This is a genomic window from Bacillus sp. JKS001846 (assembly GCF_900176455.1).
In the GTDB taxonomy this organism is placed as follows: Bacteria; Bacillota; Bacilli; order Bacillales; family Bacillaceae_G; genus Bacillus_A; species Bacillus_A cereus.
Map to the genome: position 1 here is coordinate 2,218,641 of NZ_FWYG01000001.1, position 23,342 is coordinate 2,241,982.

Genomic DNA, 23,342 nt, shown 5'->3' on the forward strand with positions numbered 1-23,342 from the left:
GTTAACCACCTTCTTTTTTCTTTCTTTGTTTCGGCTGCCCTGTACTCGAACGGCTGGTAAGCATAGAAATAGGAAATCTTACAAAAGAATCTTTTAACTCTTGGAGACGAAATGGCGCGATTGGCAATCCATATGGTGAACCATATGAAGTTAGTGAAACAAAATGAGCAAATAAGAGCATTAATCCACTAACAATACCTACAATGCCATAAAAGTAAGCCAATAACATCATTGGAAAACGAATAAGGCGTATAGAACTTGATAAATCATAATTAGAAACAATAAATGAAGCAATGGCTGTAATAGATACGATGATAACCATAACGTTACTAACAAGACCAGCTTGAACAGCCGCTTGTCCAATTACAATTCCTCCAACTATTCCAATGGTTTGTCCAATTGGTTGTGGTAAGCGAATACCCGCTTCACGTAGCATTTCTAGTGTGATTTCCATTATAAAAGCTTCCAATAAGGGAGAGAAAGGGACTTTGACTCTTGACGTTGCAATAGAAGTGTATAAATCTATAGGAATGATTTCAAAGTGAAAAGAGACTATAGCTATATAAAATGCTGGTAAAAAAATAGCTATAATAAATCCTGCAAATCGTAATAAGCGAAAAAATGATGCAACGAGCCAATGAATATTATAATCATCTGGAGTTTGAAAGAATCCAATTAAATTCATTGGAACAATCATTGCGCCAGGGGATCTATCCATTAACACCGCTACTTTTCCATCAAGTATATGATTTGAAATAGCATCTGGGCGTTCGCTTAAATAAGCCTGTGGAAAAGGAGACCAATTTTGATCCTTTGTAAAATTAGATAGTTCACCAATGCTCAATATTGCATCTGTTTTAATTTTACAGATTCTGGTTTCTACTTCTTGGACTACATCTGCGTTTGCTACATCACCTAAGTAAATTAAGTATACGAAAGAAGTGGCCCGTTCTCCAATCGTCAACTTTTTGATTTTTAACTCTGCAGAAGGAAGATATCGACGAATTAAGCCTATATTTTTTGTGGCATTTTCAATGAAACCATCATGTGATCCTTTAATAGTAACTTCTGAAATTGGCTCTTGAATTGCTCTCTCTGCCCAGCCTTTTGTATTTATTAGAAGTGACCGATTTTCTCCTTCCATAAATAGTACACATTGCCCCTCAAGTAATCCTTCTTTAATTTCATTCCATGTATATACTATTTTGGTATGAGTAGCAATAATATTAGAATTAAATATTTGACTGTCTTCATTCACTTTTTGTAATAATGGTGTAACAACATTGCTTTTTAATGCGACACTATCTGTAAGTCCTTCAAAATAATATAGTAAAATATTTGTGTTTGTTTTTAATTGCAAAGGATGTTCAATTAAATCTGCACTAATATCAAAGATATTATCTAGTGTATTTTTAAGTTGTTTTAAGTTATTTGTTTGGATCTTTTCAATGTTTTTATCTGTTTTAGTTTCTAAAATCTCTTCATTTAAAGACAAAATTGACACCTCTTTAATATATAACGATTAGTTGTATTTATTATTTTTATAAGATGGAATTTTATTCACAAATTCAATTAAATTGGGAACGGAAATTAATAATTGAGAGCAAAAAAAGTAGAGGTGATTTGTGGGGGAATCTAAGTATCAAGATAGAATTGAAATTTGAATGATCATAAAAAAAAAGAACCCTTGATAGGCTCTTTTTCATAGTTGATAAATATATTGTCAACAATAGATGGCGTTTAAGGTAGTAATTTAGATATCTTTAAGTTCATCAGCTGAATTTTGTAGGAAGAACTCTTTTTTCATATCTTAATGCTCAATTAAAAAGACAGTACATTTATTTGGGTGTTCTAGTGTAATTAAAGTTTGCGCGCTAACAAATTTTGTTTAGGGACAAAATGTTTTTTCTGAATTAACAGAAAAAATGCGCAAAATTCCTATTAATTATTTTGGTAGGTATCAAATATTTCTTTGGCCTTATTTTCTTGATATTACCGTACGTTTATATGTTTCTAAGGGAAAGAAATACTTTCATGTTACCATCTATTGTTTGATTAAGATGGTAACATGAAAGTGAAACGTTTACAACCAGAAAATAAAGAAAAAATATTAAAATACGACTTTTTTCGACAATTATTCTATGTCTATATTTAATTTTATTATAGGAAAAGGCGGAGAGAAGCGGACCTTTTCCTATAAACTGTTTTGTTGGAATTAGAAATAACTAAAAAAGTAATAATAGCTTAAAATTAAAATGAAATTCAATGATAAAGTTATTATTGAATTTTTGAAGCTCAGATATCTTGAAAGTATGGTCAAATTTTAATCCACTTTGCGTTTCTTCCTTTTGTAACTAGCTTAATATGGCCAAACAGTTGCAAGGAATTTAAAGCCTTACTGATTGTACTCTCTGCAATGTCTGGATAAGTGTTACGAATACTTTCCTTAGTAAAGGGTTGTTTTTGTTTAAGTATAAAATCCTGAATTCTCTCAACTTTAGTATGTTTACATATAGAATCTAGAACTGTGTTATGAAGATCTTTGTAAGCCTCTAATATAATGGTTAAAAACGTTTTTAACCAAAAGCTATTATTATGTTCCTCGCAGTACCAATTCATCGAAGATTTATAAAGCGAATTGTAATAATCAGATTCATGTTTCTTAATATATTTATCCAAACATACATATTTTACAAATGTATGTCCACTCTTAATTAACAGCAATTGCATTAACATAAATGCCAACCTGTTATTACCTTGATTGAAAGGGACTATGCAATAAAAATTTAATATAAAACGAGCTATTAATAAAAGTGAATGTAGCCCCTTACTAGTATTTAATGAGTTGTATTGATCACATAATTGCTCCATAAACTGTGGAATAAGTTCATGCGGAAGAATGCGGTAACTATTCAAGTGCATTCCATGTTCTGGAATTCCTGGAATGATAAAAGGTTTTTCACGCCATTTGGCACTGTCAGAGGTAATGTAATGTATTAGTTGAAAATGTAATTCCTGTATAGTTGCTGGATTGATTAATAAAGTACAGGAGTTTTTATGTACAAAAGAAAGTGTTTGATAATAGCAAAAAATAGCATCTTCCGAAATATTTTGAGGTACGATATCATCTAAAATAAGTTCTTTTAATCTTTTATTAGGAACTTTTATATCCTCATAAATAGTTGTGAAATTTTTTATGTAATGTAGTGGTATAGTTTTTTCTAAGCTATTAAATATGTCTGGGTTTTGTTCCTGATAAGCAGCTAATTTTCCTTTGAATTCGCTAATTTCACTTATTAAATTTATTAACCTCCTTTTTAATTCAATATTTTTATACTTATCATCAAAAAAGTCTCTCATTTTTGTTCCCCCTGTAAGCCCTTAACACGTTGTTGCATATATCTTTCCATTCTAAAGGTATTCCACGAAATCATTGTAAAATAACGACATTTTCGTTCTGATTTTAAATATATATCAGAATCTATATTTTTATTTAACAATTAAAACATGGAAATTATAAAGAAGAATCGTTAGGATTCAATTTTAATAGGCATAATCCTAACATCAAATGTACAAATGTACAATAAAAAAATAAAAAATATAAAACTAGCGACTCTTTTGAAAGATTATTTAAAAGGGTTTTAAGAAATTGTAAGTATAGAGTGCTTTAGTTTATCGATAAATATTGAAGTGGTAATAAAATTTTCATAGGTAATCATAAAGTAGATAAACTATTAATTTGTGACAATTATGTGTCTAATCTATTATATACTTTTATGAGAATTCTAAAATAAAATCCTAAAGAGCCGAATTTTCTATATTTATCATAAAGATTAGAAGAGGCGTGTTGATGAAATGTATCATTTTATATAAAAATATGTAACGTTTAATACTCGTATTGTAAAATATTTTGACATCCGTTAATTTAAATATTAGGTACAGGAACATTTAATAAAAACCCAGTACTAAAATACCCTTTAAACGTTTCACCCTAAGAACCTTTTCTAAAGCACACTGAAGTTCATCTTTTGTTTCTGTGCCTTATTAGATAAAAATAACACAATAAATTATTAAAATTTGATAGTTAAAACTAGATTTTTAAATACTTTCTCTTTTCTTAAACGTTAACAATTTCTTGATAATCTGTTTAAAGTAAGGAAATACAGAATAGAAAATAGCTATTAATAAAGAAAATACAGTTAAGCTAGATACCTTAAGTTATTTTATAAGTAATTAAGCGTTAGTTTGAATTAGTAGGGGTATTATATGTGTTTTAACCTCAAGTGTATATGTTTAAGGTTAAAGGATTTGTGAGTGGTATAAAAGTAGCGGAAGTCTGGAAGAAACGGATATAATCGGTTTCTTCCAGACTTTTTTGCTTTTTGTAATATAAAAAATTTATTTTTCCTACATGAGGATTTTTTTGTTTTAATATTTGAATTTTTTGTGAAATTAAATGGGGTTTTTATTCTTCTTTTAATGCATAATGTTACAAAATTCCTTAATTGTATGTACTTTATTTTTATAGGAGATTAAAAATAATAATAAATGTACCAATTTATGAGAGATATTAATATATTAATTGACGATTTGTTCGTTTATCCCTATATTGCTATTATATTAGCGAAAGCAATATATTGGGGGGACAAAAATGAAATTGAAATTAACATCTAAATTGGAAAGATTAAGAACAAGTAAAAAGGGGATTGGTGCTTGTGTTTTGGCTGCAGGCATGACGGCAATCACAATGACTCCTCAAAGTGCGTATGCACATGGGTTTGTTGAAAAGCCGAGTAGTCGTGCTGCTTTATGTAGTCAGAATTATGGGGCATTAAATTTAAATTGTGGAAATGTAATGTATGAACCTCAAAGTCTAGAAGCACCTAAAGGATTTCCAGATAGTGGACCGATTGATGGGGAAATTGCTTCGGCAGGAGGATTGTTTGGAGGTATTCTTGACCAACAAACATCAAATCGTTGGTTCAAAAACACAATTAAAGGTGGAGTAAATACATTTACATGGAAATATACAGCGCCACATTCTACAAGTAAATGGCATTATTACATTACCAAAAAAGGATGGGATCCTAACAAACCATTAACACGTGCTGAATTAGAACCAATCGGAACTGTGAAACATGACGGTTCGGCCGCATCAAATAATTTAACACATACAATTAATGTACCAACTGATCGTAATGGTTATCATGTTATTTTAGCTGTATGGGATGTAGCAGATACGTCAAACGCTTTTTATAATGTAGTTGATGTAAATTTAGTAAATAATGAAACTCCTGATACAGTAGCTCCAAGTCAACCAACTGAATTAAATGCCTCTAAAGTTTCTGCCAATAGTGTTGAAATAACATGGAAGGCCTCCACTGATAATATAGGTGTAAAAGAATATCAAGTGTTACGTAATGGAGAAGTAATTGATACGGTATCAGGTACAACTTTTATTGATAAAAAATTAAAAGCAGATACGGAATATACTTATACAATAAAGGCATTAGACTCTGCTGGAAACATATCAAAAGAAAGTGAAAAACTGAAGGTTAAGACAACACATACAATCCCAGATATAGAGGCTCCAACTCAACCAAAAGGATTACATAGTATGGGTACAACAGCGACAACTGTTGATTTAATGTGGAGTCCGTCAGAAGATAATGTAGGTGTTGACCATTATATTGTATATAGAGAAAGCGCTGGGGTTATGAATAAAATTGGGACGGCGGCTAATACATCTTTTATGGATAAAGATTTGAAGGCTAATACATCGTATAAATATGTAGTGACGGCGGTTGATTTAGCTGGAAATGAATCTAGTAGAAGTGATGTTTTGAATGTAACAACAAAGTTAGAGGATTCCGCATATGAAAAATGGGATGCAAGAAAAGCATATACTAAAGGTGATAGAGTAGTACATGAGGGGAAAGTGTACGAAGCGGTTCAAAATCATCAAGGAAATGGCGACTCAAATTGGATTTTTGCTTTATCGCTTTGGAAGCCAGTTTTGAATAAGTGATAAGCTGAAAAAGGTAGTTAACAATTTTGGATTGCTCTTTAAAAAGTAAGGGTCGTTCCAAGCATGAATTATCTAATGGTTTAAATGGTATATTAATAAATTTAATCATCATCCTAATGTTAACGAATTAAAATCAAAAAAGAATCCGAATGGTATTCCATCAAAAAGGAATTCCATTTGGATTCTTTATTTTCTAATTTGTAATAGCATATATTTTCACTGTGAATTTGCTAGTGGCACCAATTGGACTTGCAATATAATATTTAGTATTTGTGTAAGCTTCAGTCCTAGATTCATGTAAAATATTTTTCCAACGAGTAGAATCTATTCCTAGGGAAACATCAATCATTACATTGAAAGAAATAGTAGAAGGATAATCTTTTTCTGAAGGCTCAATAACCCATTTTAATTCTTTGGTACCTACAGGTAAACTATCAATTTTAAAGTTTTGGCTGGATCGATTTTGTTGCCCTGATAAAGGACTAGATTCAGATGATATTTGTGAAATTAATATTTCTTTTTCATTTGAATGTATACCATTTAATTTAATGATACTATCAATTAAACCTGGACCGGGAAAATCAGCTGCGATGATACCAGAATGTTTAATTGCGCCTTGTTGTAAGAGTTCGGTCCCAAGTGTATTCATCCCCCCATAGTATACTTGTCCGTTTCTATCGCGAGGAAAATCACTCCACGCATTAGTGGAATTCATTTGAATCAATTTAGGACTACTGTCAGTATTTCTGCTCTCTTTTCCGCTTGCAACAAACCAAGGATATACATTATTTAAAAATGCGGCTGCGCCTCCCGTACCACTAAAATGGTTGAGATAAATTTTTTCATTATTAAAATTAGTATTTGTATTTTGTAGATGGTTTTTTATCGCAATCCATTTTGTATATATTTCGTCTGGTCCGCTTCCAATTTCAAATTTATCTTGTATATTCAAACCTTCGTAATCAATCCCGTACAATTGAGCGGATGTAAAGTTTTGTAAGATTACAATTTTCCCGCGGGTATCTCCTAAAGTAGGGTTATTTCTATCTGAAGTTGGTACGGAATTAGGATCCCAAAAATATGAAGCATTAACGTTTTTATATTTTAAAAATATCTCCTCAAATGATAGAGATCCACTTTCAGGAGTAGTTTCTTCTTTTAAGCGCATTAATATTGTTTCTGTTGGATGATCTTTTAAAAATTGAATGGTCTCTTTTAACACATCTTCAAACACAGCTTTTTGATTTACAACGCCATGATACATTGCAAAAGAATCTTTTACACGTTTAACACGCATATCTACATATCGAATTCCGGAATTTAATTGTTGGGATAAACTCATAGTTTGATTTCTTGTCAAATTTTCATCAAGAAAACTCGCTCCATGTAAAGCCATCGTACCGTGAGTCCCTGGAATAGATATTTCACTTATTTTTGTTGAATCTTCTATTTTCGACATCCACGATGGATTTTGATACCCTATATTGGATTCATAGGAGTAACCTGGATGACTATCAGCTAAAATAGTAGATGGTCTACTTAAATTTGCTAGTGTAATACAAGTAAGGATGCTAATTTTAAAGAAATTTCTCATTTTTATTTTGTTCATTTTTTCTCTCCTGACCTTTAAACAATTGTTAGATGATTTTTTACTATATTTATTGTTTTTCATTCTTAAGATAATAAATTTTTGTATTTAAAAATAATTAACAATAGGGGGGAGTAAGTTATTTGAGACTTTAATAATTTTTTATTATAAATTGTCCCTAATAGTCAAACGGATTCTTGAAAACTCGAAGTATAGCCTCCAAAAAACAACTGTTTATCGTATTGAATACAAACAAAACAGAAGTCCTAAAAAAGACTTCTATTTTGTGACATATAATGAATGATAAGGTGGTAAACAAATCAAGATAATGTGATTGAGTGGTAAAAATTTATTAATAGCTGTTTTAGAATCTCTTATAACAAGGCTGATTACAAAAAGCGGATCTCTACACTGCTAATAAAAATTGAAAAATTCTACTCATTAAAACTTAGACTAACTACAGTTGCAATTGATTGGGCTGCATGTTCCCAGCTTCCATCTATAACTTTACCAATCTGCTGACCAAGTGTATTTAAATCATTTGGATTAACTGGAATTCCATTATACGCAGCAAGAATTGATAAAAGTGGAGCAGCAAATGGTGTCCAACCACCTCTATCAATATTAAATACAGGTTTATCTAGTACCTTTCCATCTTGTACTGTAAACTCATAATAAAATTGATCATCTGGACGAAAACTTAAATGGTGAGAGATTTGCCCCTTAACATATTTTTTTCCTGCACCTAGATTTACTACTTCTATTTCTTTTACATTAAATTCATGTTCGAATACTTTGATTTTTTTGACTTCTGGACCATTTAAGGCAGCTTGAACGGCTGTTTCCAAATTGTTTTGTGCAAAAGGTTGAATACTTAATTGTGCCTCTTTTGGTTGAATAGGAGCCTCCTTTTCTGCAGCAAACACCGAGGTAGTAGGTAGTGCACCTGTAGCTAACGTAGCTGCAAGTGCTGTTGTCATAATGATTTTTCGTTTCATCTTCATAGTTTTCCTTCCTCTCTTAAAGTTATGATATATAATTTTTTAAGATTGACACGGTACAATTTTTTCATAATGCACGCAAAAAACTAGTTTAAGAACTATGTGAAAAAACGTGTCGGAAAATTAAAATTAATTATATATGTATTTTAAATGATATCTATCTACACATATTTTTTCAATTTTTCGACAAATTAAACGATAATTACTGCATAAGAGTCAATTTAGCACTTTATTTATCTATAAATTTCCTATAAACACATTTAGTTCATAGTAAAAGTAATATATTTGATATTAAATGTCTTGCATAATGCGATAAAATTTCACAATTTTTTATCAATATATACAGAAAAAAAGTAACGAAACTTAAGTGATATTTAATACTTTTCATATTTGTGAAGTATGTGAATTTGTTTATTGTAACATCTAAGCTGTCAGATGTTGTTTTTAAAACATTACTTATCCGGATTCATGAAAAGTATTTTAATATATTATCTTATATAACAATATATAGTTTTGATATTAAAACTAAAATATGGAAGTAACATAGTGGATTTACGCATATAGTAATGTTGATGGTAAAATTAACAAAATTTTCATTTAAATCAGATAAAACTATGGTGTTTTTAACTTATAATAATGTTACTACGATGAAAAAATGGCTACTAATTAGTTAATTTAAAAATCAATTTTAGATAGGAAGAGGATAATGAAGACCAGAGATAGTTATAAAATTATTGTAATTGGTGCTGGGACAGCAGGACTATCTTCTACTGCACATTTATTACGAAATGTACCCCTATTGAAAGAAAGTATAGCAATTATTGATCCATCAAAAAAACATTACTTTCAGCCACTATGGAGTCTAGTGGGGGGAGGAATTGTTTCAAAGGAAAGTACGATGCGTAATCAGGAATCGCTTATTCCAAAAGGGGCAACGTGGATCCCTAAAAGTGTTGTTAAGTTATTTCCATCTGAAAATAAGATACTTTTAGATGACGGACTGTTACTTGAATATGAAATTCTTATTGTAGCAGCTGGTATACAAATAAATTGGGACAGTATTAAAGGCTTAAAAGAGTCTATTGGCACTAATGGGGTATGTAGCAATTATTCTTATACATATGTTGATTCTACTTGGAGAGAAATCGAAAAATTCAAAGGAGGAAATGCGCTTTTTACCCACCCTAATACTCCTATTAAATGCGGTGGTGCTCCACAAAAAATTATGTACTTAGCAGAGGAGTATTTTTGTAATAGTGGTGTAAGAAACAGAAGTGAAGTAATGTTTTATTCTGCAAACAATAACATATTTCAGGTTCCACGATATGCAAATACTTTAGAACAAGTACTAGAAAGAAAGCAAATTATAACGAATTATAATAAAAATTTAGTGGAAATTATCGCCGAAAAGAGAGAGGCAATTTTTGAAGATACGCAAACACTAAAAAGAGAAACCGTACCATATAGTATGATACATGTTGTTCCACCAATGGGGCCACCTAATTTTATTAAAGAGAGTGAGATAAGTGATCATCAGGGATGGGTAGATATAAGCCCTTATACTTTGCAGCATGTGCAATATAAAAATATTTTTGGACTTGGAGATTGTACCAATTTACCTACCTCTAAAACTGGAGCAGCAATTCGAAAACAAATACCCGTCTTAAAACAAAATATTATGGACGTACTTAGCGGAAGAGATTTACAGGCTAAATATGATGGATATACATCATGTCCGATTGTTACAGGATATAAAAGTCTTATACTCGCTGAATTTAACTATGAACATGAGCCACAAGAAACGTTTCCATTTAATCAAGCGAAAGAAAGGTATAGTATGTTTTTACTTAAAAGATATATGTTGCCATATATGTATTGGAATTTAATGTTGAAAGGGATTCTATAGGAGAAGATAAAAAATGGTTACAAAAATTGAAAATCAATTTGAAATAACTAATTGGAGGGAATAGATATGCTTTTAAAATATTTTTATGATGAAAAATTAGCACATGCTTCCTATTTAGTCGGTTGTCAGAAAGAAGGCGTAGCAATCGTTATTTATCCTAGTCGCTATATAGAACAATATATAGAATTTGCTAAGAAAGAGGGGATGGAAGTAATTGCTGCGGCTGAGACTCATATTCATGCTGATTTTCTTTCTGGGTCTAGAGAACTTTCTACTCTTTATCATGCAAATTTATATGTATCTGATGAAGGAGATTGTGATTGGAAATATCAATATCTTAACGAAGGTCGATACAAATTGGTTAGAGAGGGTACAGAGTTTAAAGTAGGTCATATAAAATTTGATGTAATTCACACCCCAGGGCATACGCCTGAAAGTATTTCTTTTTTAGTAACTGATACAAGTCAAAATAACTATACGAATGATAAGCCGATAGGGATATTCACAGGTGATTTTATATTTGTAGGAGATATAGGAAGGCCGGATTTATTAGAAACTGCAGTCGGTATGAAAGATACTGCAAAAATAGGAGCAAAACAATTATTTGATTCTATACAAAAAATAAAAATACTTCCTGATTATTTGCAAATATGGCCATCACATGGTGCGGGAAGCGCATGTGGAAAAGCATTAGGAGCAATTCCAACTTCTACATTAGGTTATGAAAAGATGTTCAATTGGGCATTTCAGTGTAATGAAGAAAGTGATTTTATATCGACTTTATTGACGGGACAGCCAGAGCCTCCAAAGTATTTTTCATTAATGAAGAATTTAAATAAGTATGGTCCGCCAATTCGTAAGAAGAGAAAAAGTACTGCTATTAATACAGTAGAAGAACTTCAAGAAATTTTGAAGAGCGTTTATCAAATAGTTGATATAAGGGATGTAGAGAGTTTTGCTGCAGGTCATATCGAGAAGTCAATTAACATACCTTATAACAATTCTTTCACAACTTGGTGTGGATGGTTATTAGATTATAAAAAAGAAACTTTAATAATTCTAGATGAGGAAAAAGTTAAAGTAGAGGCAGTTATTAGAGAATTTGAATCTATTGGGTTAGATAATATTATTGCTTTTGCACCCTTAAAAGTAATACAAAGACTTGATAGATTTGAAAGTTACAAAGAAAAAACATCGATTGAATTATATCCGCATATAAAAGGTGGAAGCGTTAAGGTTATCGATGTGCGTAGTAAAAAAGAGTGGGAGGAAGGACACCTTCATGATGCAATACATATCACTTTAGGTAATCTATTTGAACAACTAGATTATATACCGAAAGATTTTCCAATAGTTTTGCAATGTCGAACCGGATTACGTTCCGCTATAGCAGCTAGTATTTTACAAAGAGCTGGTATAAAGGAAGTAGTGAATTTAAAGGGAGGATTTCTTGCATGGAAAGAAGAAGGGCTTCCTTATACAACATGCAATCTCAATGTGTAGGAAAATATTATATGCTAGGTAAGAATAATTAAAAGAAGTTATAGATGACGTGTTAGAAAAGGGAATCATAATTGTCGCAGATTCAGGAAATACATTAGGATTATTAATTGATTATCCAGTTAAATATGAAAATGTAATATTTGTTTTAGCATTAAATAATTTAACATTGGATCCATCTTTTATGGAATGGCAGTGTTGGAAGTACTTAGGTATTATCAATAAGAACCCAATTTAAAATTCTCTTGGATGCAAGAGAATTTTTTTATTGGGAATAGTAAGGGGGAGGGGAGGTGCATTACATATGGGAAAAGGTAGAAGTAATAATGCTGGTAAAAAGCAACCGAATTTTGATGATTCATCTAATTTTGCTAAACAAAGCCAACCGACAGAAAAGAAGAAGAAATAAGAACAGGAGCTCTCTTGATAAAGGGAGCTCCTGTTAAAAGTGGACTGACGTTTCAGAATAACATATCGATGGATTAACCCAATAGCCATAAATACAAGGTTTTAATTTTTCGAAGGGCACCTAATTTAATATTATTGTCCCGCTTTTTTATACTTATTGACGCGTTAAATCCATTTAAAATGCTCCTTAATGGCGTTGGGCGTGACCTTCATTAAAATTTTTTAAACCTAATGGGACTTACCATTAAGAGGGCGAGGATTAAAGTAATCCATGCATTACTATATGAAAACAATGCCATACCAGCCAATGATAATCCTGCAGCTGGAATAGGTAATCCCTTAAAATATCCAATAGTTGGTTTAATACTAAATTTAGCTAATCTTAAAGCACCCATTGTTGGGAATAGGATAAATGCCAAAGAAGTTAAAATAGAAGGTGTTGCTATCGTATGAAATAAAAGCGCAGGAGCGACGCCGAAACTAACAATATCAGCTAAGGAATCCAATTCTACGCCAAACTCACTGTTCACTTTTAATTTTCTTGCAATTCTTCCATCAAGAAAATCTAAAACAGCTGAAAAGAAAATGAGAATGGAGGCTGCTCCTAAATATTCACTCATATTTAAGGTGATTGAGAAAACACCGCACAATAAATTTCCAATCGTAAATAAATTCGGTATAACTTTTACAAGCTGATTAAACAAGTTTGTTCCTCCTAAATTAATTAAACTTCACATTTCTGTAGCAATTTCTATATATTCTTCCGTTATTCTTAAAAATATATGACCACTGTATTACTGTAAGCTAATTAAATTTCGATAAGAGAAAAATTGATTTCTTAAATGCTCCACTGGTTTATAAAAATGTTTAATCATTTTCAGTACGCGTTATTGAATATTAGCACTTGATAGTTGATCTTTCGAGTAGTCAGGGATTTTCCAGTTCTGGTGCAAAAAATTCAAGGTAATTAAAAATAATCTCTAAAAAGGAGACATAATGATACTATTATTTTAAAAAGGTTCGTGGTTGGTATCGAATATAAAAAAATAGAATTTTTATACAAAAATCACCCGAAAGGGTGCCTTTTGTACCTCTTAAAATGACTGAAGATGTGTTTACTTGAGTTCATTAGGTAGTTAGAGGTTGATAGACTATCTTTAACGAAAATGTTGAGTAGTTCATCTTCATTATATATCAATTTAATAATGATTGGGGATTTAGAAAGTTCCATGGAAAGTACATATCAACCTGATTGGAAGATTGGAAATTTAATAACTGGTGATACATTTTACTTAACGCAACATTTTGGTGCGCAAATGAAAATTTTTAAAGTCCACACAAATGGTACCCTAGAACGATTCCAAACAATAGAACCAGAATTAAAATAAAATTTTTGTAGCATCAATTAAATTCATTTCTTTTTATGCAAACACACTTTCAGCGGAACTAACTTCTTCACTATTTTGCGCTGGAAAGACTTTATAAAAAATGGTTACGTTTTCTGATCTTGAAATAACCCTCTCAAATTGCAATCCTGCTTTTTCTAAAAGCTTTACTGCATCAACAATAGAAGTAATTGCTACAAAAGTTTTTCAAATAAAATTTATAAAAGCTTGATAGGTAACACCAAGGGAAAAGACCGTAGCTACTATATGTGCAGTCCATTTAGGCATATTTAAATTTAATACGGTATTGTACAACATTCCATATACGATACAAATGATTAATATGAATGCAATGAATTGAAGAACTAATAAAAATAGCGGTTGTTCCATTTATTCTCACTTCCTTTATTTGATATATTAATATAATTTATTTAAATGTGAAAGTTTTATTTCTATGAATTTCCAAAAAATGTGATATGAAAGGCATAGTAGTAATCACAAGAATTACTGTAAAACTATAAATGGAACTAAAAGTATTATGACGAGATCAGTAAAATAGTAAAGAAGGTCACCATTCACGGCGACCTTCTTTACTATGCGTTATACCCAAATAATTTTAAATCTTCTCCTGAATCTGAAATGATTTTCTCAAATCGTAATCCTACTTTTTCTAAAAGCTTTCCTGAGGCGATGTTATCTACAGAAGTAATTGCTACAATTCGTTTCATGCCGAGCTTTTGTACACCGTATTCGATTATCGCAGAAGCTGACTCGTAGCCATATCCTTTTGAACGGAATGTCTCTAAAAAGGCAAACCCGATATCAACGTCTTCTAATGAATCTCTTTTAATAAGGCCACACATACCAAGTGGAGTGAGATCTTTTTTTCGTTCTACTAAGTAAAGGCCGAATCCAAGTTTGTTATACATATCGATGGGACCGTTTACAATATAATTTTTTGCATCTTCTAAGTTACTAACTCCTTTGTCACCGATAAACTGAATCCATGCAGGATCGTTTACTAACTCAAGAATAAAAGGAGCGTCTTTTATATCAAACCAGCGAAGATTAAGACGTTCAGTTTCAAGAACTATCAATAATTACACCACCTTTAAAAAGTTATAACAATTAGTATGGATTGTGTAAAACAAAAGTGCAACATATTTTAATGGGGGTGTTTGTTCACATAAAGTTCGTTTGTTTTGTATAGAGAGATATCTTATAATTAGGATTGATTGTAAAGAGTGAGATGCTTATACAATGACTCCTAGGTGACTAGGAGTTTTTACTATATAACTATCATTATTACTAAATATGACACACTATACATTCTACTCAAGGAGGTACATAATGAAGAAATTATATAATGCATCGTTTACGTATTTGATTATCGGTTTATTATCAGGGATTTTCGCTAGGGAGTATGGTAAGTATAAAGGGATTTTAGGGTCTACTTTGTTAAATCTTTTGCATACGCATACACTTGTACTTGGCTTTTTCTTCTTTTTAATTGCTTTAGGATTAGCAAAAGTATTCGCGTTTCATGAAGTGCAAGGGTTTAATAAGTGGTTTGTTTTACATAATATTGCATTAACATTAATGTTAGGTTCGCTAGCAGCGAGAGGGCTTCTTCAGTTAAATGGAGCTGACTTTAAAGGGTTAACTTATATTGTAGGATTTTCTCATTCGTTGATGGCAGTTACTTTAATTTGGTTTATGTTGTTAATAAAGAAATCGTTTAAAATGTAGTGAAAAAGAACTTGTAGCGTGTGCTGCAGGTTCTTTTTTGTATGTTCAGGTTTAATAATCTTATTTTTCTAATTATTTTGTATAAAGATGGTATACTTGTTTTAAAATTAAAAAGGAGAGTTGATTATGGAAATAACAATTGAACATGTAGTAAATGAATTAAAAGGCATACTTCCTGAAGATCGAGTAGTAATAAATATGACAGTACGAGAGTTACATAGTAAAGATGAATCTTACCATAGTAGTAGTTTGCCTGATGTAGTTGTTTTTCCAAAAACGACCGAAGAAGTTAGCGCGATAATGAAAATAGCGATTCAGCACGGAACAGCTGTCGTTCCATTTGGAGTAGGGTCCAGTTTAGAGGGACATGTAATTCCTTACGAAAAAGGAATTACAATGGACTTTTCTCTTATGAACAAAATACTTGAAATAAGAGAAAAGGATTTTCTTGTGAGAGTACAGCCAGGGGTGACGCGCTCTCAGCTTAATAAAGAATTGAAAAAGTATGGATTATTTTTTAGTGTAGACCCAGGAGCTGATGCAACGTTAGGAGGAATGGCTGCTACAAATGCGAGCGGAACGACAGCGGTAAAGTATGGGGTAATGCGTGATCAAGTTCGAGATTTAGAAGTCGTTCTTGCTGATGGAGGAGTAATACATACCGGGAATTTAGCGGCGAAGTCATCATCAGGTTATCATTTAAATGGTATTTTCGTAGGCTCAGAAGGAACACTTGGATGTTTCACGGAGTTAACTTTAAAAGTATACGGTATACCAGAACATGTTATGGCTGCGAGGGCATCGTTTCCAACTATAAATGATGCAGTAGAAGCTGTAATTAACATATTACAAGCAGGTATTCCAATCGCGAGAATTGAACTCGTTGATGAATTATCTATGAAACAAGTAAATTATTACAATGAAACAAGTTACAGAGAAGAACCGACACTGTTTTTAGAGTTTCACGGCAATGAAGCAGGGTTAAAGCAAGATATTGAATTTACGAAAGAAATCGTTCTTGATCATAAATGTATAGAAATTGCGTTTGAGACGGAAACAGCAGCGAGAAATAAGCTGTGGGATGCAAGACATAACTTAGCGTACTCTTACGTGCATAGTTATCCTGGTAAAAAGCTAATGAGTACAGACGTATGTGTACCAATTTCGGAATTAGCTGGAGCGATTCAACATGCGAAAGAGGTATTACATAAAGTAGGGCTTATTGGCGGTATTCTCGGTCATGTTGGGGATGGGAATTTCCATGTACTCTTAATGATTGACACAAATGATAAGGAGGAAGTGAAGAAGGCAGACGAAATAAATGAAAGTATCGTTCAGTATGCTCTTAAACGAGGAGGAACGTGTACAGGAGAACATGGCGTTGGAATCGGGAAACGAAAGTATCAAGAAGAAGAACATGGGGCGGCATTATTTGTAATGGAGAAAATAAAGAAAGTTCTTGATCCGCAAAATATTTTGAATCCGAAAAAGGTGTTTCAATTAAAAAATAGGGGCTGAGTGGATGAAAGTACTAGAAGCGATAAGTAATATAGCTGGAAAGTATTTTGCATTTTGGGTTATTTGTATTGCAGCTATTGCATATTTCATTCCCGCGCCATTTCTCGGGTTAACTAGTTACATAACGATTTTACTTGGGGTTGTCATGTTTGGGATGGGATTAACATTGAAGGCTGTTGATTTCAAAATCATAGCTACAAAACCATTACCAGTTATTATCGGTGTATGTGCTCAGTTTATTATTATGCCACTTGTCGCATACGTACTAGCCTACGTTATGAATCTGCCAGCGGAATTAGCAGCTGGGTTAGTGTTGCTCGGTTCAGTACCGGGTGGCACTGCATCAAATGTTATGGTTTATTTAGCAAAAGGGAACTTAGCGTTGTCTATTGCAATGACTTCAGTATCAACGTTACTAGCACCAATTGCTACACCGCTCATTCTACTATTACTTGCAGGGCAATGGATGCCAGTAAATGCTATGTCCATGTTTCTTTCTATCGTACAAGTCATTATTGTGCCTATTATTTTAGGACTAGTAGTGAAAAAGTTTTTCCCTCATATCGTTAATAAAGGAATGACTGTTATTCCTTTAATATCAGTTGTAGCAATTATCATAATTGTTTCTGCAGTTGTTTCAGCAAATGTAAGTAGCATTACTTCTTCAGGACTTCTTATCTTTATTGCGGTGATGCTCCATAATGCTTTCGGTTTTTTGCTCGGATATATAACTGCGTTCGTACTTGGACTAGACGAAGGGACAAGAAGGGCTATTTCAATAGAAGTAGGAATGCAAAATTCAGGTTTAGGTGTTGCGCTGGCGACAGCACATTTTGGACCGGTTGCTGCACTCCCAAGTGTATTAGCGGCAGTATGGCATAACATTGCAGGGCCAATATTAGCAACCATCTGGTCAAAAAATACAAAGAATACTTTCAGCGATGAAAATGTATCAATAAATATAGAAAAATAGGAATGATAAATAATGCAAAAACGTATTGTACATTTTGAAGGAATGGTTGTATTTTTAGCCACGATTTATATGTATTCGATATATGAGTTTAGTTGGATTATATTTTTTGTATTCCTTTTAGCGCCGGATCTATCAATGTTAGCATATGGGATTAATAATCACGTTGGTGCAAAAATATATAATGTATGTCACACATATATCATATCCATATTAATTGTTCTAATAGGTGTCTATTTTAAGATGGATATCGTTATAATGATTAGCTTAATATGGACAGCACATATTGGAATGGATCGAATGTTTGGATATGGATTGAAATATGAGACGGATTTTAAGGATACTCATATTCAGAGGTTATAAGAAAAAGTATTCATATTTACAGCGGGTCTATTAAAATATTGAACAAAATTCAGTGAATGAATTTCGTTCAATTGTTGAGAAATATATATATATATAGATAGATATAAATAATTGAATTATGTTATTTTTATGATAATTAAAAGAAGGAGAGTGGATTTGATGAATATACAAATCACTGGCAATGAATTAATTAATAAGATGCTGAATGATTGGTATCGAGATATTAGAGCTCAACGTATAAGTGAGGCAAAAAAATTAAAAGAAGAGATCGATAAAAAGCTTTATATTATCGAATCAGATATAAAGGTTTCATTTCACTATTATCTGTTAGAATTTCGATATAAAGTGCTAATAGATGGTTTAGGTAATTTGAAAAAAGCTTTTGATAAAATAGATGCATTGCCTAAACCAAATGATGAATATTCTAATTATTATTATTATTTATTCAAAGCCATTCATTATACAATTCTTACTAATTATAGTGAAGCTAGCAACTATTTTGAAAAAGCTGAAGGGTTATTAGAGCATATTTCAGATGAAATTGAATATGCAGAGTTTAATTATAGAGTTGCTATATTAAAATACCACTTGCATTACGCATATTCAGCTATTGAATACGCTTCAAAGGCAAGAGATATCTTTGTTAAACAAGCAGGGTATGAAGTGAACATAGCGCTGTGCGAAAATATATTAGGATTATCTTTTTCGGAATTAAAGCAGCATGATAAAGGTGAGGAATATATTGCGTCAGCAATAAACATTTTACAAAAAAATGATGCAGAAATGTTAGTATTAAGAATCAGACATAATTTAGGTTTATTGTATGCGAGTCAAAATCTTTCAGTTTTAGCAATTAGACACTTATCTGAGGTTTCTAAAAAAATGCCTACTCATTATAAGGCAATCTTTTTAGAGGCAAGAGAATATTATAAATTAGGTGAAATAGAAAAAGCGAAGGAATTAATTGAAAGTGGATTGAAGGTTTGTGAGGAATTAAAAAATGATGAATATAGATATCACTTTTTAATTCTAAAGGGATTTTGTCAGCATTTAGAGGTAGAAAAAATAGAAAAAATTATTCTTGAAGGTTTTTCTTACTTTGAAAGAAAAAATTTATCGGAGTATATTCACGAATATACTGAAAGTCTGGCATTAGAGTTTCATAAAGTAGGTAATATAGAAAAAGCAGAAAAGTATTTTTTTATGAGTTATGAAATAAAAAAGAGAATATTTGAAAAAGAAGCATTAAAATAAAGAAAAAACTTGGATTATCTATAATGGGAATAGCAGCTGGAGTTATGGGGTTTTATGGTAGAAGGTCTTTGCAATAAATTAGCTCACAGTGGATATGGTGGAACGTTTATAATTATAAAACCTAATGAAAATCCATATGCTGTCTCTGAAGATACAACGATGCCTGCAAAACAAACCTTCTATTGAACGTGGGTAATTAAACAAGTCACAAATTATAATTTGTGACTTGTTTAAGGTTGGATACTAAATGTGTTGCTTTCAATATTGAAAGCAACTTTTAAGTTTGTGATTAATAGTTAACTTAATAAATTTTGGGTTAAAATAAAAACAAATTTTTAATCAAGTCCCACAAAAAGTACGATAAGGGCGATTCGTCGGTGCAGGCGGAATGCAGTATTCTTCTTGATCTGTAGAATACGCATAAGGATTTGATAAAGCTTCAAGAAGTTTCTCCATTACGCTATAGTCGTCATTTGTAACAGCTGCTTCTAGTGCTTCTTCTACACGGTGGTTCCTCGGGATGATTGATGGGTTATTATTTTTCATCATCTCGTAGGCGTTTTCTTTCGATTCTTCTTGTTTTTCTAATCGAGATTGCCACAGTTTGTACCATTCTTTAAATTCAGGACTATCGAATAGAGGGATATTTTCTAACGTATCAAGAGTTAATGAACGGAATGTATTAGTGTAATCTGCTTTATATTTCTCCATCATTTTTAAAAGTTGCTCAATAAGTGATTGATCTTGTTCTTCGTTGCTAAATAGTCCTAATTTCTTTTTCATTCCAAGGAACCAATTGTTTTCATACTGTACGCTAAATTTCGAAATTTCGTCTTGAGCGATTTTTAGTGCTTCTTCATCATCTTCGTGCAGAATCGGTATTAAAGATTCTGCTAGTCGTGCGAGATCCCATGCGGCCATATATGGTTGATTTCCATATGCATAACGACCTTGTGTGTCAATAGAGCTAAATACGGTTCCTTGGTCGTAATTGTCCATAAATGCACAAGGACCGTAATCAATTGTTTCGCCACTGATCGTTATATTGTCAGTGTTCATTACACCGTGAATAAATCCAACAAGTTGCCATTTTGCGATAAGACTAGCTTGTCTTTTAATGACTGCTTGTAGTAATGCAGTATATCGGTTTTCATGGGATTCAATTTCTGGGTAATGCCTTTTTATCGTATAGTCAGCTAGTGATTTCAGGTCCTCTATTGAACCACGAGCTGCAGCATATTGAAATGTACCGACGCGTATATGGCTACTAGCTACTCTAGTTAAAATTGCTCCAGGTAACTTTGTTTCACGATATGTTGGTTCACCGGTTGTGACAACTGCTAAACTGCGGGTAGTTGGAATATCGAGTGCATACATTGCTTCGCTAATAATATATTCACGTAGCATCGGACCGAGTGCAGCACGACCATCTCCTCGGCGTGAATAGGGAGTAGGGCCAGAACCTTTCAGTTGAATATCGAAACGCTTACCTGAAGGAGTAATTTGTTCGCCAATTAAAAGAGCACGACCGTCGCCTAACATATTAAAATGTCCGAATTGATGGCCAGCATATGCTTGAGCTAATGGATGAGCTCCTTCTGGGAGTGCATTACCAGCGAAAATAGCAATTTCAGCTTCCTTTTTCAGTTCTTCAGGGGTCAAGCCAAGAGATATCGCTAATGAATGGTTTAGTTTAACTAACTCCGGTGAACTTACGGGAGTAGGGGGGATTTCTGTATAAAATGATTGTGGTAAAGTCGTATAACTATTATCTAAATTCCAACCTGTTTCATTATTTTTAGTCATTGTATCTCCTCCTTTTTGTATTTTAAGTTATGTATTTGTACGTATGTATTCTTTGTAAAGTTAACTAAAAGTATAATATAATATTTCCCCTTGCAATCTATTGTAAGGACTTCATTGCACTATGTCTATTTAACAGCAAATTTAAAACCTCCATTTTAAGAAAATGGAGGTTTTTATTATTATTTAATTTTTACAATTATTTTTCCTTTTGCTCTTCCAGACTCTGAATATTCCATTGCTTTTTGAGCATCTTCAAAAGGGAAAACTCGATCGATTACCGGTTTGATTTTTCCGGCTTCAATATAGTTTGCAATAGTACGTAATTGATCCCCGCTTGGCTTCATAAATAAAAATGAATATTGAGCATTATGCTTTTTTTCAAGTGCAGTAAGTTTTTTGCTGGCTAATGAAAATAAGAGAGTTTTAAAGAAGCCTGAACCAAATTCTTTACCGAAGCGAGCATTCGGCATACCTGAAACTGAAACAATGTTTCCTCCGCTTTTTATAATATTGAATGATTTTTCAAGTGTTGTTCCGCCGATTGTATCAAATACTGCATCATAATTTTTGAGTATTTCTTCAAATTTTTCTGTTTTGTAATTAATAATTTGATCTGCGCCAAGAGACTTTACTAAATCGGAACCAGCTTCACTAGCAGTTGTTGTAACGGTAGCGCCCATTATTTTTGCTAACTGAATTGCGAAAGTACCAACACCACCAGACCCAGCGTGAATTAATATTTTTTGTCCTTTTTGTAAATGCATAACATCATGTAGTGCTTGATAGGATGTTAAGCCAACGAGTGGAATCGACGCCGCTTCCTCAAAACTTAAATTTTTTGGTTTTAAAGCTATATCATCTTCATGAATGGCTATATATTCCGCGAAAGTACCGATCTTATTTTTTCTTGGACGTGCATATATTGCATCGCCGACTTTAAAACGAGTTACTTGCGATCCAACCTTCACGATGACACCGGAAAAGTCATTACCAAGGATTAGAGGCATTTCATATTTCAGTAACATCTTTACTTTTCCATCACGTATTTTAAAGTCAATTGGGTTAATACTAGCTGCATGAATTTCTGCGAGCACTTCATACCCATTAATTTCAGGAGTAGGTACCTCTGCCATACGCATTGGGACTTTTCCATATCTATCAATTATCATTGCTTTCATTTCTTATACCTCCAAGTTTTAATAAAAGTTTTGCAATAGCTTCTCAATATCTAATACAAGATTTTTTAATAAACCTAATTTTGTACGTATATCAATATAATAAAAATTCTTTGTACCTTCTTTTCTCATTAAAATAATGCCAGCTTCTCGTAAAATCTTAAGGTGATGTGATACTGCTGGACGGGAAAGGTGTGTTTGCTTCGTAATTTCTCCTACACGTAATCCTGTTTGACATTCCGTTTCCATTAGCACTAATAAAATAGCTTGACGTGTTTCATCACCAATTGCCAATAATACTTTTTGAGAATCAATAAAATCTTTTTTTATAATATTTAATTGTTCTTGTTTATTCATTTCAATCACTTTGCCTCCAGGTAATTAGTCGAAAGGTTTAAGATGATGAACCATTACTTCGATACGGTAATGCTACATGATTGTTGTATGAGGTGCAATATTGAGAAAGAAAATCGAGACGAATGAATTTTTTATTGTTGAAAATTATAGGGAGATAGAAAAGGGATTGGAAGGATTACATAACACAATAGATGAAGTTTTAAAAACAAAAAATGATGTAACAATAAAATAAGCGGTCGTAACCTTGTATAATCCATAAGGTTGCGACCGCTTATAATGTTTGTATTATTTTTGATTTTTACGATAGAACATGGTTCAACGTAAAGTACATTCT

Annotated in this window: 21 protein-coding genes; 11 read left to right on the forward strand and 10 right to left on the reverse strand. The window is 32.2% G+C overall.

Annotated elements, in window-relative coordinates; translation table 11 throughout:
• Position 1: 1 nt before the first annotated feature.
• Together B9A45_RS11960 and B9A45_RS11965 are read right to left on the reverse strand one after the other, a co-directional pair.
• Positions 2–1,495, reverse strand: a complete 1,494-nt coding sequence (locus tag B9A45_RS11960) for a spore germination protein (RefSeq protein WP_016111429.1) — start codon at positions 1,493–1,495, stop codon at positions 2–4.
• Positions 1,496–2,316: 821 nt separating this feature from the next.
• Entirely contained in the window at positions 2,317–3,360 is a 1,044-nt protein-coding gene (locus B9A45_RS11965) for a Fic family protein (RefSeq protein WP_084064064.1), read from the reverse strand.
• Between the two features lie 1,291 nt (positions 3,361–4,651).
• Here B9A45_RS11965 and B9A45_RS11970 point away from each other — a divergent pair.
• The gene (locus B9A45_RS11970; RefSeq protein ID WP_048568298.1) at positions 4,652–6,028 is read left to right on the forward strand and encodes a lytic polysaccharide monooxygenase; all 1,377 of its coding nucleotides are present in this window, start codon (positions 4,652–4,654) and stop codon (positions 6,026–6,028) included.
• A gap of 193 nt (positions 6,029–6,221) precedes the next feature.
• On the opposite strand, the gene B9A45_RS11975 is transcribed toward B9A45_RS11970, so the two are convergent.
• Both B9A45_RS11975 and B9A45_RS11980 read right to left on the reverse strand, forming a co-directional pair.
• A complete protein-coding gene (locus tag B9A45_RS11975) occupies positions 6,222–7,637 on the reverse strand; it encodes a phosphatidylinositol-specific phospholipase C (protein WP_084064065.1) in 1,416 nt (471 codons plus the stop codon).
• Between the two features lie 413 nt (positions 7,638–8,050).
• Complete coding sequence (locus tag B9A45_RS11980) at positions 8,051–8,620, reverse strand: methyltransferase (RefSeq protein WP_084064066.1); 570 nt, start codon at positions 8,618–8,620, stop codon at positions 8,051–8,053.
• A gap of 703 nt (positions 8,621–9,323) precedes the next feature.
• On the opposite strand from B9A45_RS11980, the gene B9A45_RS11985 reads away from it, so the two are divergent.
• Together B9A45_RS11985 and B9A45_RS11990 are read left to right on the forward strand one after the other, a co-directional pair.
• Entirely contained in the window at positions 9,324–10,523 is a 1,200-nt protein-coding gene (locus tag B9A45_RS11985; protein WP_084064067.1) for an FAD/NAD(P)-binding oxidoreductase, read from the forward strand.
• 66 nt (positions 10,524–10,589) lie between these two features.
• Positions 10,590–12,026, forward strand: coding sequence for an MBL fold metallo-hydrolase (locus B9A45_RS11990; RefSeq protein ID WP_084064068.1), 1,437 nt, complete (start codon positions 10,590–10,592; stop codon positions 12,024–12,026).
• 617 nt (positions 12,027–12,643) lie between these two features.
• On the opposite strand, the gene pssA is transcribed toward B9A45_RS11990, so the two are convergent.
• Positions 12,644–13,135 carry a CDP-diacylglycerol--serine O-phosphatidyltransferase gene (gene pssA / locus B9A45_RS12005; protein ID WP_000483080.1) on the reverse strand — a complete coding sequence of 164 codons (492 nt, stop codon included), beginning with the start codon at positions 13,133–13,135 and terminating at the stop codon, positions 12,644–12,646.
• A gap of 501 nt (positions 13,136–13,636) precedes the next feature.
• On the opposite strand from pssA, the gene B9A45_RS12010 reads away from it, so the two are divergent.
• On the forward strand, positions 13,637–13,819 hold the full coding sequence (locus B9A45_RS12010) for a DUF5065 family protein (protein ID WP_002000399.1): 183 nt from the start codon (positions 13,637–13,639) through the stop codon (positions 13,817–13,819).
• Between the two features lie 204 nt (positions 13,820–14,023).
• Here the strand turns inward: B9A45_RS12010 and B9A45_RS12015 are convergent, their stop codons facing one another.
• Positions 14,024–14,206, reverse strand: coding sequence for a hypothetical protein (locus B9A45_RS12015; RefSeq protein WP_016111434.1), 183 nt, complete (start codon positions 14,204–14,206; stop codon positions 14,024–14,026).
• Between the two features lie 203 nt (positions 14,207–14,409).
• Positions 14,410–14,913 carry a GNAT family N-acetyltransferase gene (locus tag B9A45_RS12020; protein ID WP_000636208.1) on the reverse strand — a complete coding sequence of 168 codons (504 nt, stop codon included), beginning with the start codon at positions 14,911–14,913 and terminating at the stop codon, positions 14,410–14,412.
• Positions 14,914–15,166: 253 nt separating this feature from the next.
• Between B9A45_RS12020 and B9A45_RS12025 the strand changes: the two genes are divergently transcribed.
• The 6 genes from B9A45_RS12025 to B9A45_RS32620 all read left to right on the forward strand — a co-directional run bounded on the left by B9A45_RS12025 (position 15,167) and on the right by B9A45_RS32620 (position 19,856).
• Complete coding sequence (locus B9A45_RS12025; protein ID WP_000737896.1) at positions 15,167–15,565, forward strand: DUF2871 family protein; 399 nt, start codon at positions 15,167–15,169, stop codon at positions 15,563–15,565.
• Positions 15,566–15,691: 126 nt separating this feature from the next.
• Complete coding sequence (locus tag B9A45_RS12030; RefSeq protein WP_000406572.1) at positions 15,692–17,083, forward strand: FAD-binding oxidoreductase; 1,392 nt, start codon at positions 15,692–15,694, stop codon at positions 17,081–17,083.
• A 4-nt stretch (positions 17,084–17,087) separates the two neighbouring features.
• The gene (locus B9A45_RS12035; RefSeq protein ID WP_000865826.1) at positions 17,088–18,056 is read left to right on the forward strand and encodes a bile acid:sodium symporter family protein; all 969 of its coding nucleotides are present in this window, start codon (positions 17,088–17,090) and stop codon (positions 18,054–18,056) included.
• Between the two features lie 12 nt (positions 18,057–18,068).
• Complete coding sequence (locus B9A45_RS12040) at positions 18,069–18,416, forward strand: DUF4260 domain-containing protein (protein ID WP_058839630.1); 348 nt, start codon at positions 18,069–18,071, stop codon at positions 18,414–18,416.
• Positions 18,417–18,575: 159 nt separating this feature from the next.
• Positions 18,576–19,670 carry a response regulator aspartate phosphatase gene (locus tag B9A45_RS12045; protein WP_001025499.1) on the forward strand — a complete coding sequence of 365 codons (1,095 nt, stop codon included), beginning with the start codon at positions 18,576–18,578 and terminating at the stop codon, positions 19,668–19,670.
• A gap of 54 nt (positions 19,671–19,724) precedes the next feature.
• The gene (locus B9A45_RS32620) at positions 19,725–19,856 is read left to right on the forward strand and encodes a hypothetical protein (RefSeq protein ID WP_000229164.1); all 132 of its coding nucleotides are present in this window, start codon (positions 19,725–19,727) and stop codon (positions 19,854–19,856) included.
• Between the two features lie 153 nt (positions 19,857–20,009).
• Here B9A45_RS32620 and B9A45_RS12055 read toward each other — a convergent pair whose 3' ends face one another.
• From B9A45_RS12055 to B9A45_RS12065, 3 genes are all read right to left on the reverse strand, one after another.
• Entirely contained in the window at positions 20,010–21,476 is a 1,467-nt protein-coding gene (locus B9A45_RS12055; protein ID WP_016111437.1) for a protein adenylyltransferase SelO, read from the reverse strand.
• A 179-nt stretch (positions 21,477–21,655) separates the two neighbouring features.
• Positions 21,656–22,654: an NADP-dependent oxidoreductase gene (locus B9A45_RS12060; protein ID WP_084064069.1), complete on the reverse strand. Its 999-nt coding sequence runs from the start codon at positions 22,652–22,654 to the stop codon at positions 21,656–21,658.
• A gap of 18 nt (positions 22,655–22,672) precedes the next feature.
• A complete protein-coding gene (locus tag B9A45_RS12065; protein WP_000571870.1) occupies positions 22,673–23,017 on the reverse strand; it encodes an ArsR/SmtB family transcription factor in 345 nt (114 codons plus the stop codon).
• 91 nt (positions 23,018–23,108) lie between these two features.
• On the opposite strand from B9A45_RS12065, the gene B9A45_RS32625 reads away from it, so the two are divergent.
• Positions 23,109–23,240: a hypothetical protein gene (locus tag B9A45_RS32625; RefSeq protein WP_001227549.1), complete on the forward strand. Its 132-nt coding sequence runs from the start codon at positions 23,109–23,111 to the stop codon at positions 23,238–23,240.
• The last annotated feature ends 102 nt before the right edge of the window (positions 23,241–23,342 follow it).

Bases quoted from the DNA above. Each gene is read 5' to 3' on its own strand.
- B9A45_RS11965 (WP_084064064.1), bottom strand. From the start codon at position 3,360: ATGAGAGACTTTTTTGATGATAAGTATAAAAATATTGAATTAAAAAGG.
- B9A45_RS11970 (WP_048568298.1), top strand. From the start codon at position 4,652: ATGAAATTGAAATTAACATCTAAATTGGAAAGATTAAGAACAAGTAAA.
- B9A45_RS11975 (WP_084064065.1), bottom strand. From the start codon at position 7,637: ATGAACAAAATAAAAATGAGAAATTTCTTTAAAATTAGCATCCTTACT.
- B9A45_RS11980 (WP_084064066.1), bottom strand. From the start codon at position 8,620: ATGAAGATGAAACGAAAAATCATTATGACAACAGCACTTGCAGCTACG.
- B9A45_RS11985 (WP_084064067.1), top strand. From the start codon at position 9,324: ATGAAGACCAGAGATAGTTATAAAATTATTGTAATTGGTGCTGGGACA.
- B9A45_RS11990 (WP_084064068.1), top strand. From the start codon at position 10,590: ATGCTTTTAAAATATTTTTATGATGAAAAATTAGCACATGCTTCCTAT.
- B9A45_RS12010 (WP_002000399.1), top strand. From the start codon at position 13,637: ATGATTGGGGATTTAGAAAGTTCCATGGAAAGTACATATCAACCTGAT.
- B9A45_RS12015 (WP_016111434.1), bottom strand. From the start codon at position 14,206: ATGGAACAACCGCTATTTTTATTAGTTCTTCAATTCATTGCATTCATA.
- B9A45_RS12025 (WP_000737896.1), top strand. From the start codon at position 15,167: ATGAAGAAATTATATAATGCATCGTTTACGTATTTGATTATCGGTTTA.
- B9A45_RS12030 (WP_000406572.1), top strand. From the start codon at position 15,692: ATGGAAATAACAATTGAACATGTAGTAAATGAATTAAAAGGCATACTT.
- B9A45_RS12035 (WP_000865826.1), top strand. From the start codon at position 17,088: ATGAAAGTACTAGAAGCGATAAGTAATATAGCTGGAAAGTATTTTGCA.
- B9A45_RS12040 (WP_058839630.1), top strand. From the start codon at position 18,069: ATGCAAAAACGTATTGTACATTTTGAAGGAATGGTTGTATTTTTAGCC.
- B9A45_RS12045 (WP_001025499.1), top strand. From the start codon at position 18,576: ATGAATATACAAATCACTGGCAATGAATTAATTAATAAGATGCTGAAT.
- B9A45_RS32620 (WP_000229164.1), top strand. From the start codon at position 19,725: ATGGTAGAAGGTCTTTGCAATAAATTAGCTCACAGTGGATATGGTGGA.
- B9A45_RS12055 (WP_016111437.1), bottom strand. From the start codon at position 21,476: ATGACTAAAAATAATGAAACAGGTTGGAATTTAGATAATAGTTATACG.
- B9A45_RS12060 (WP_084064069.1), bottom strand. From the start codon at position 22,654: ATGAAAGCAATGATAATTGATAGATATGGAAAAGTCCCAATGCGTATG.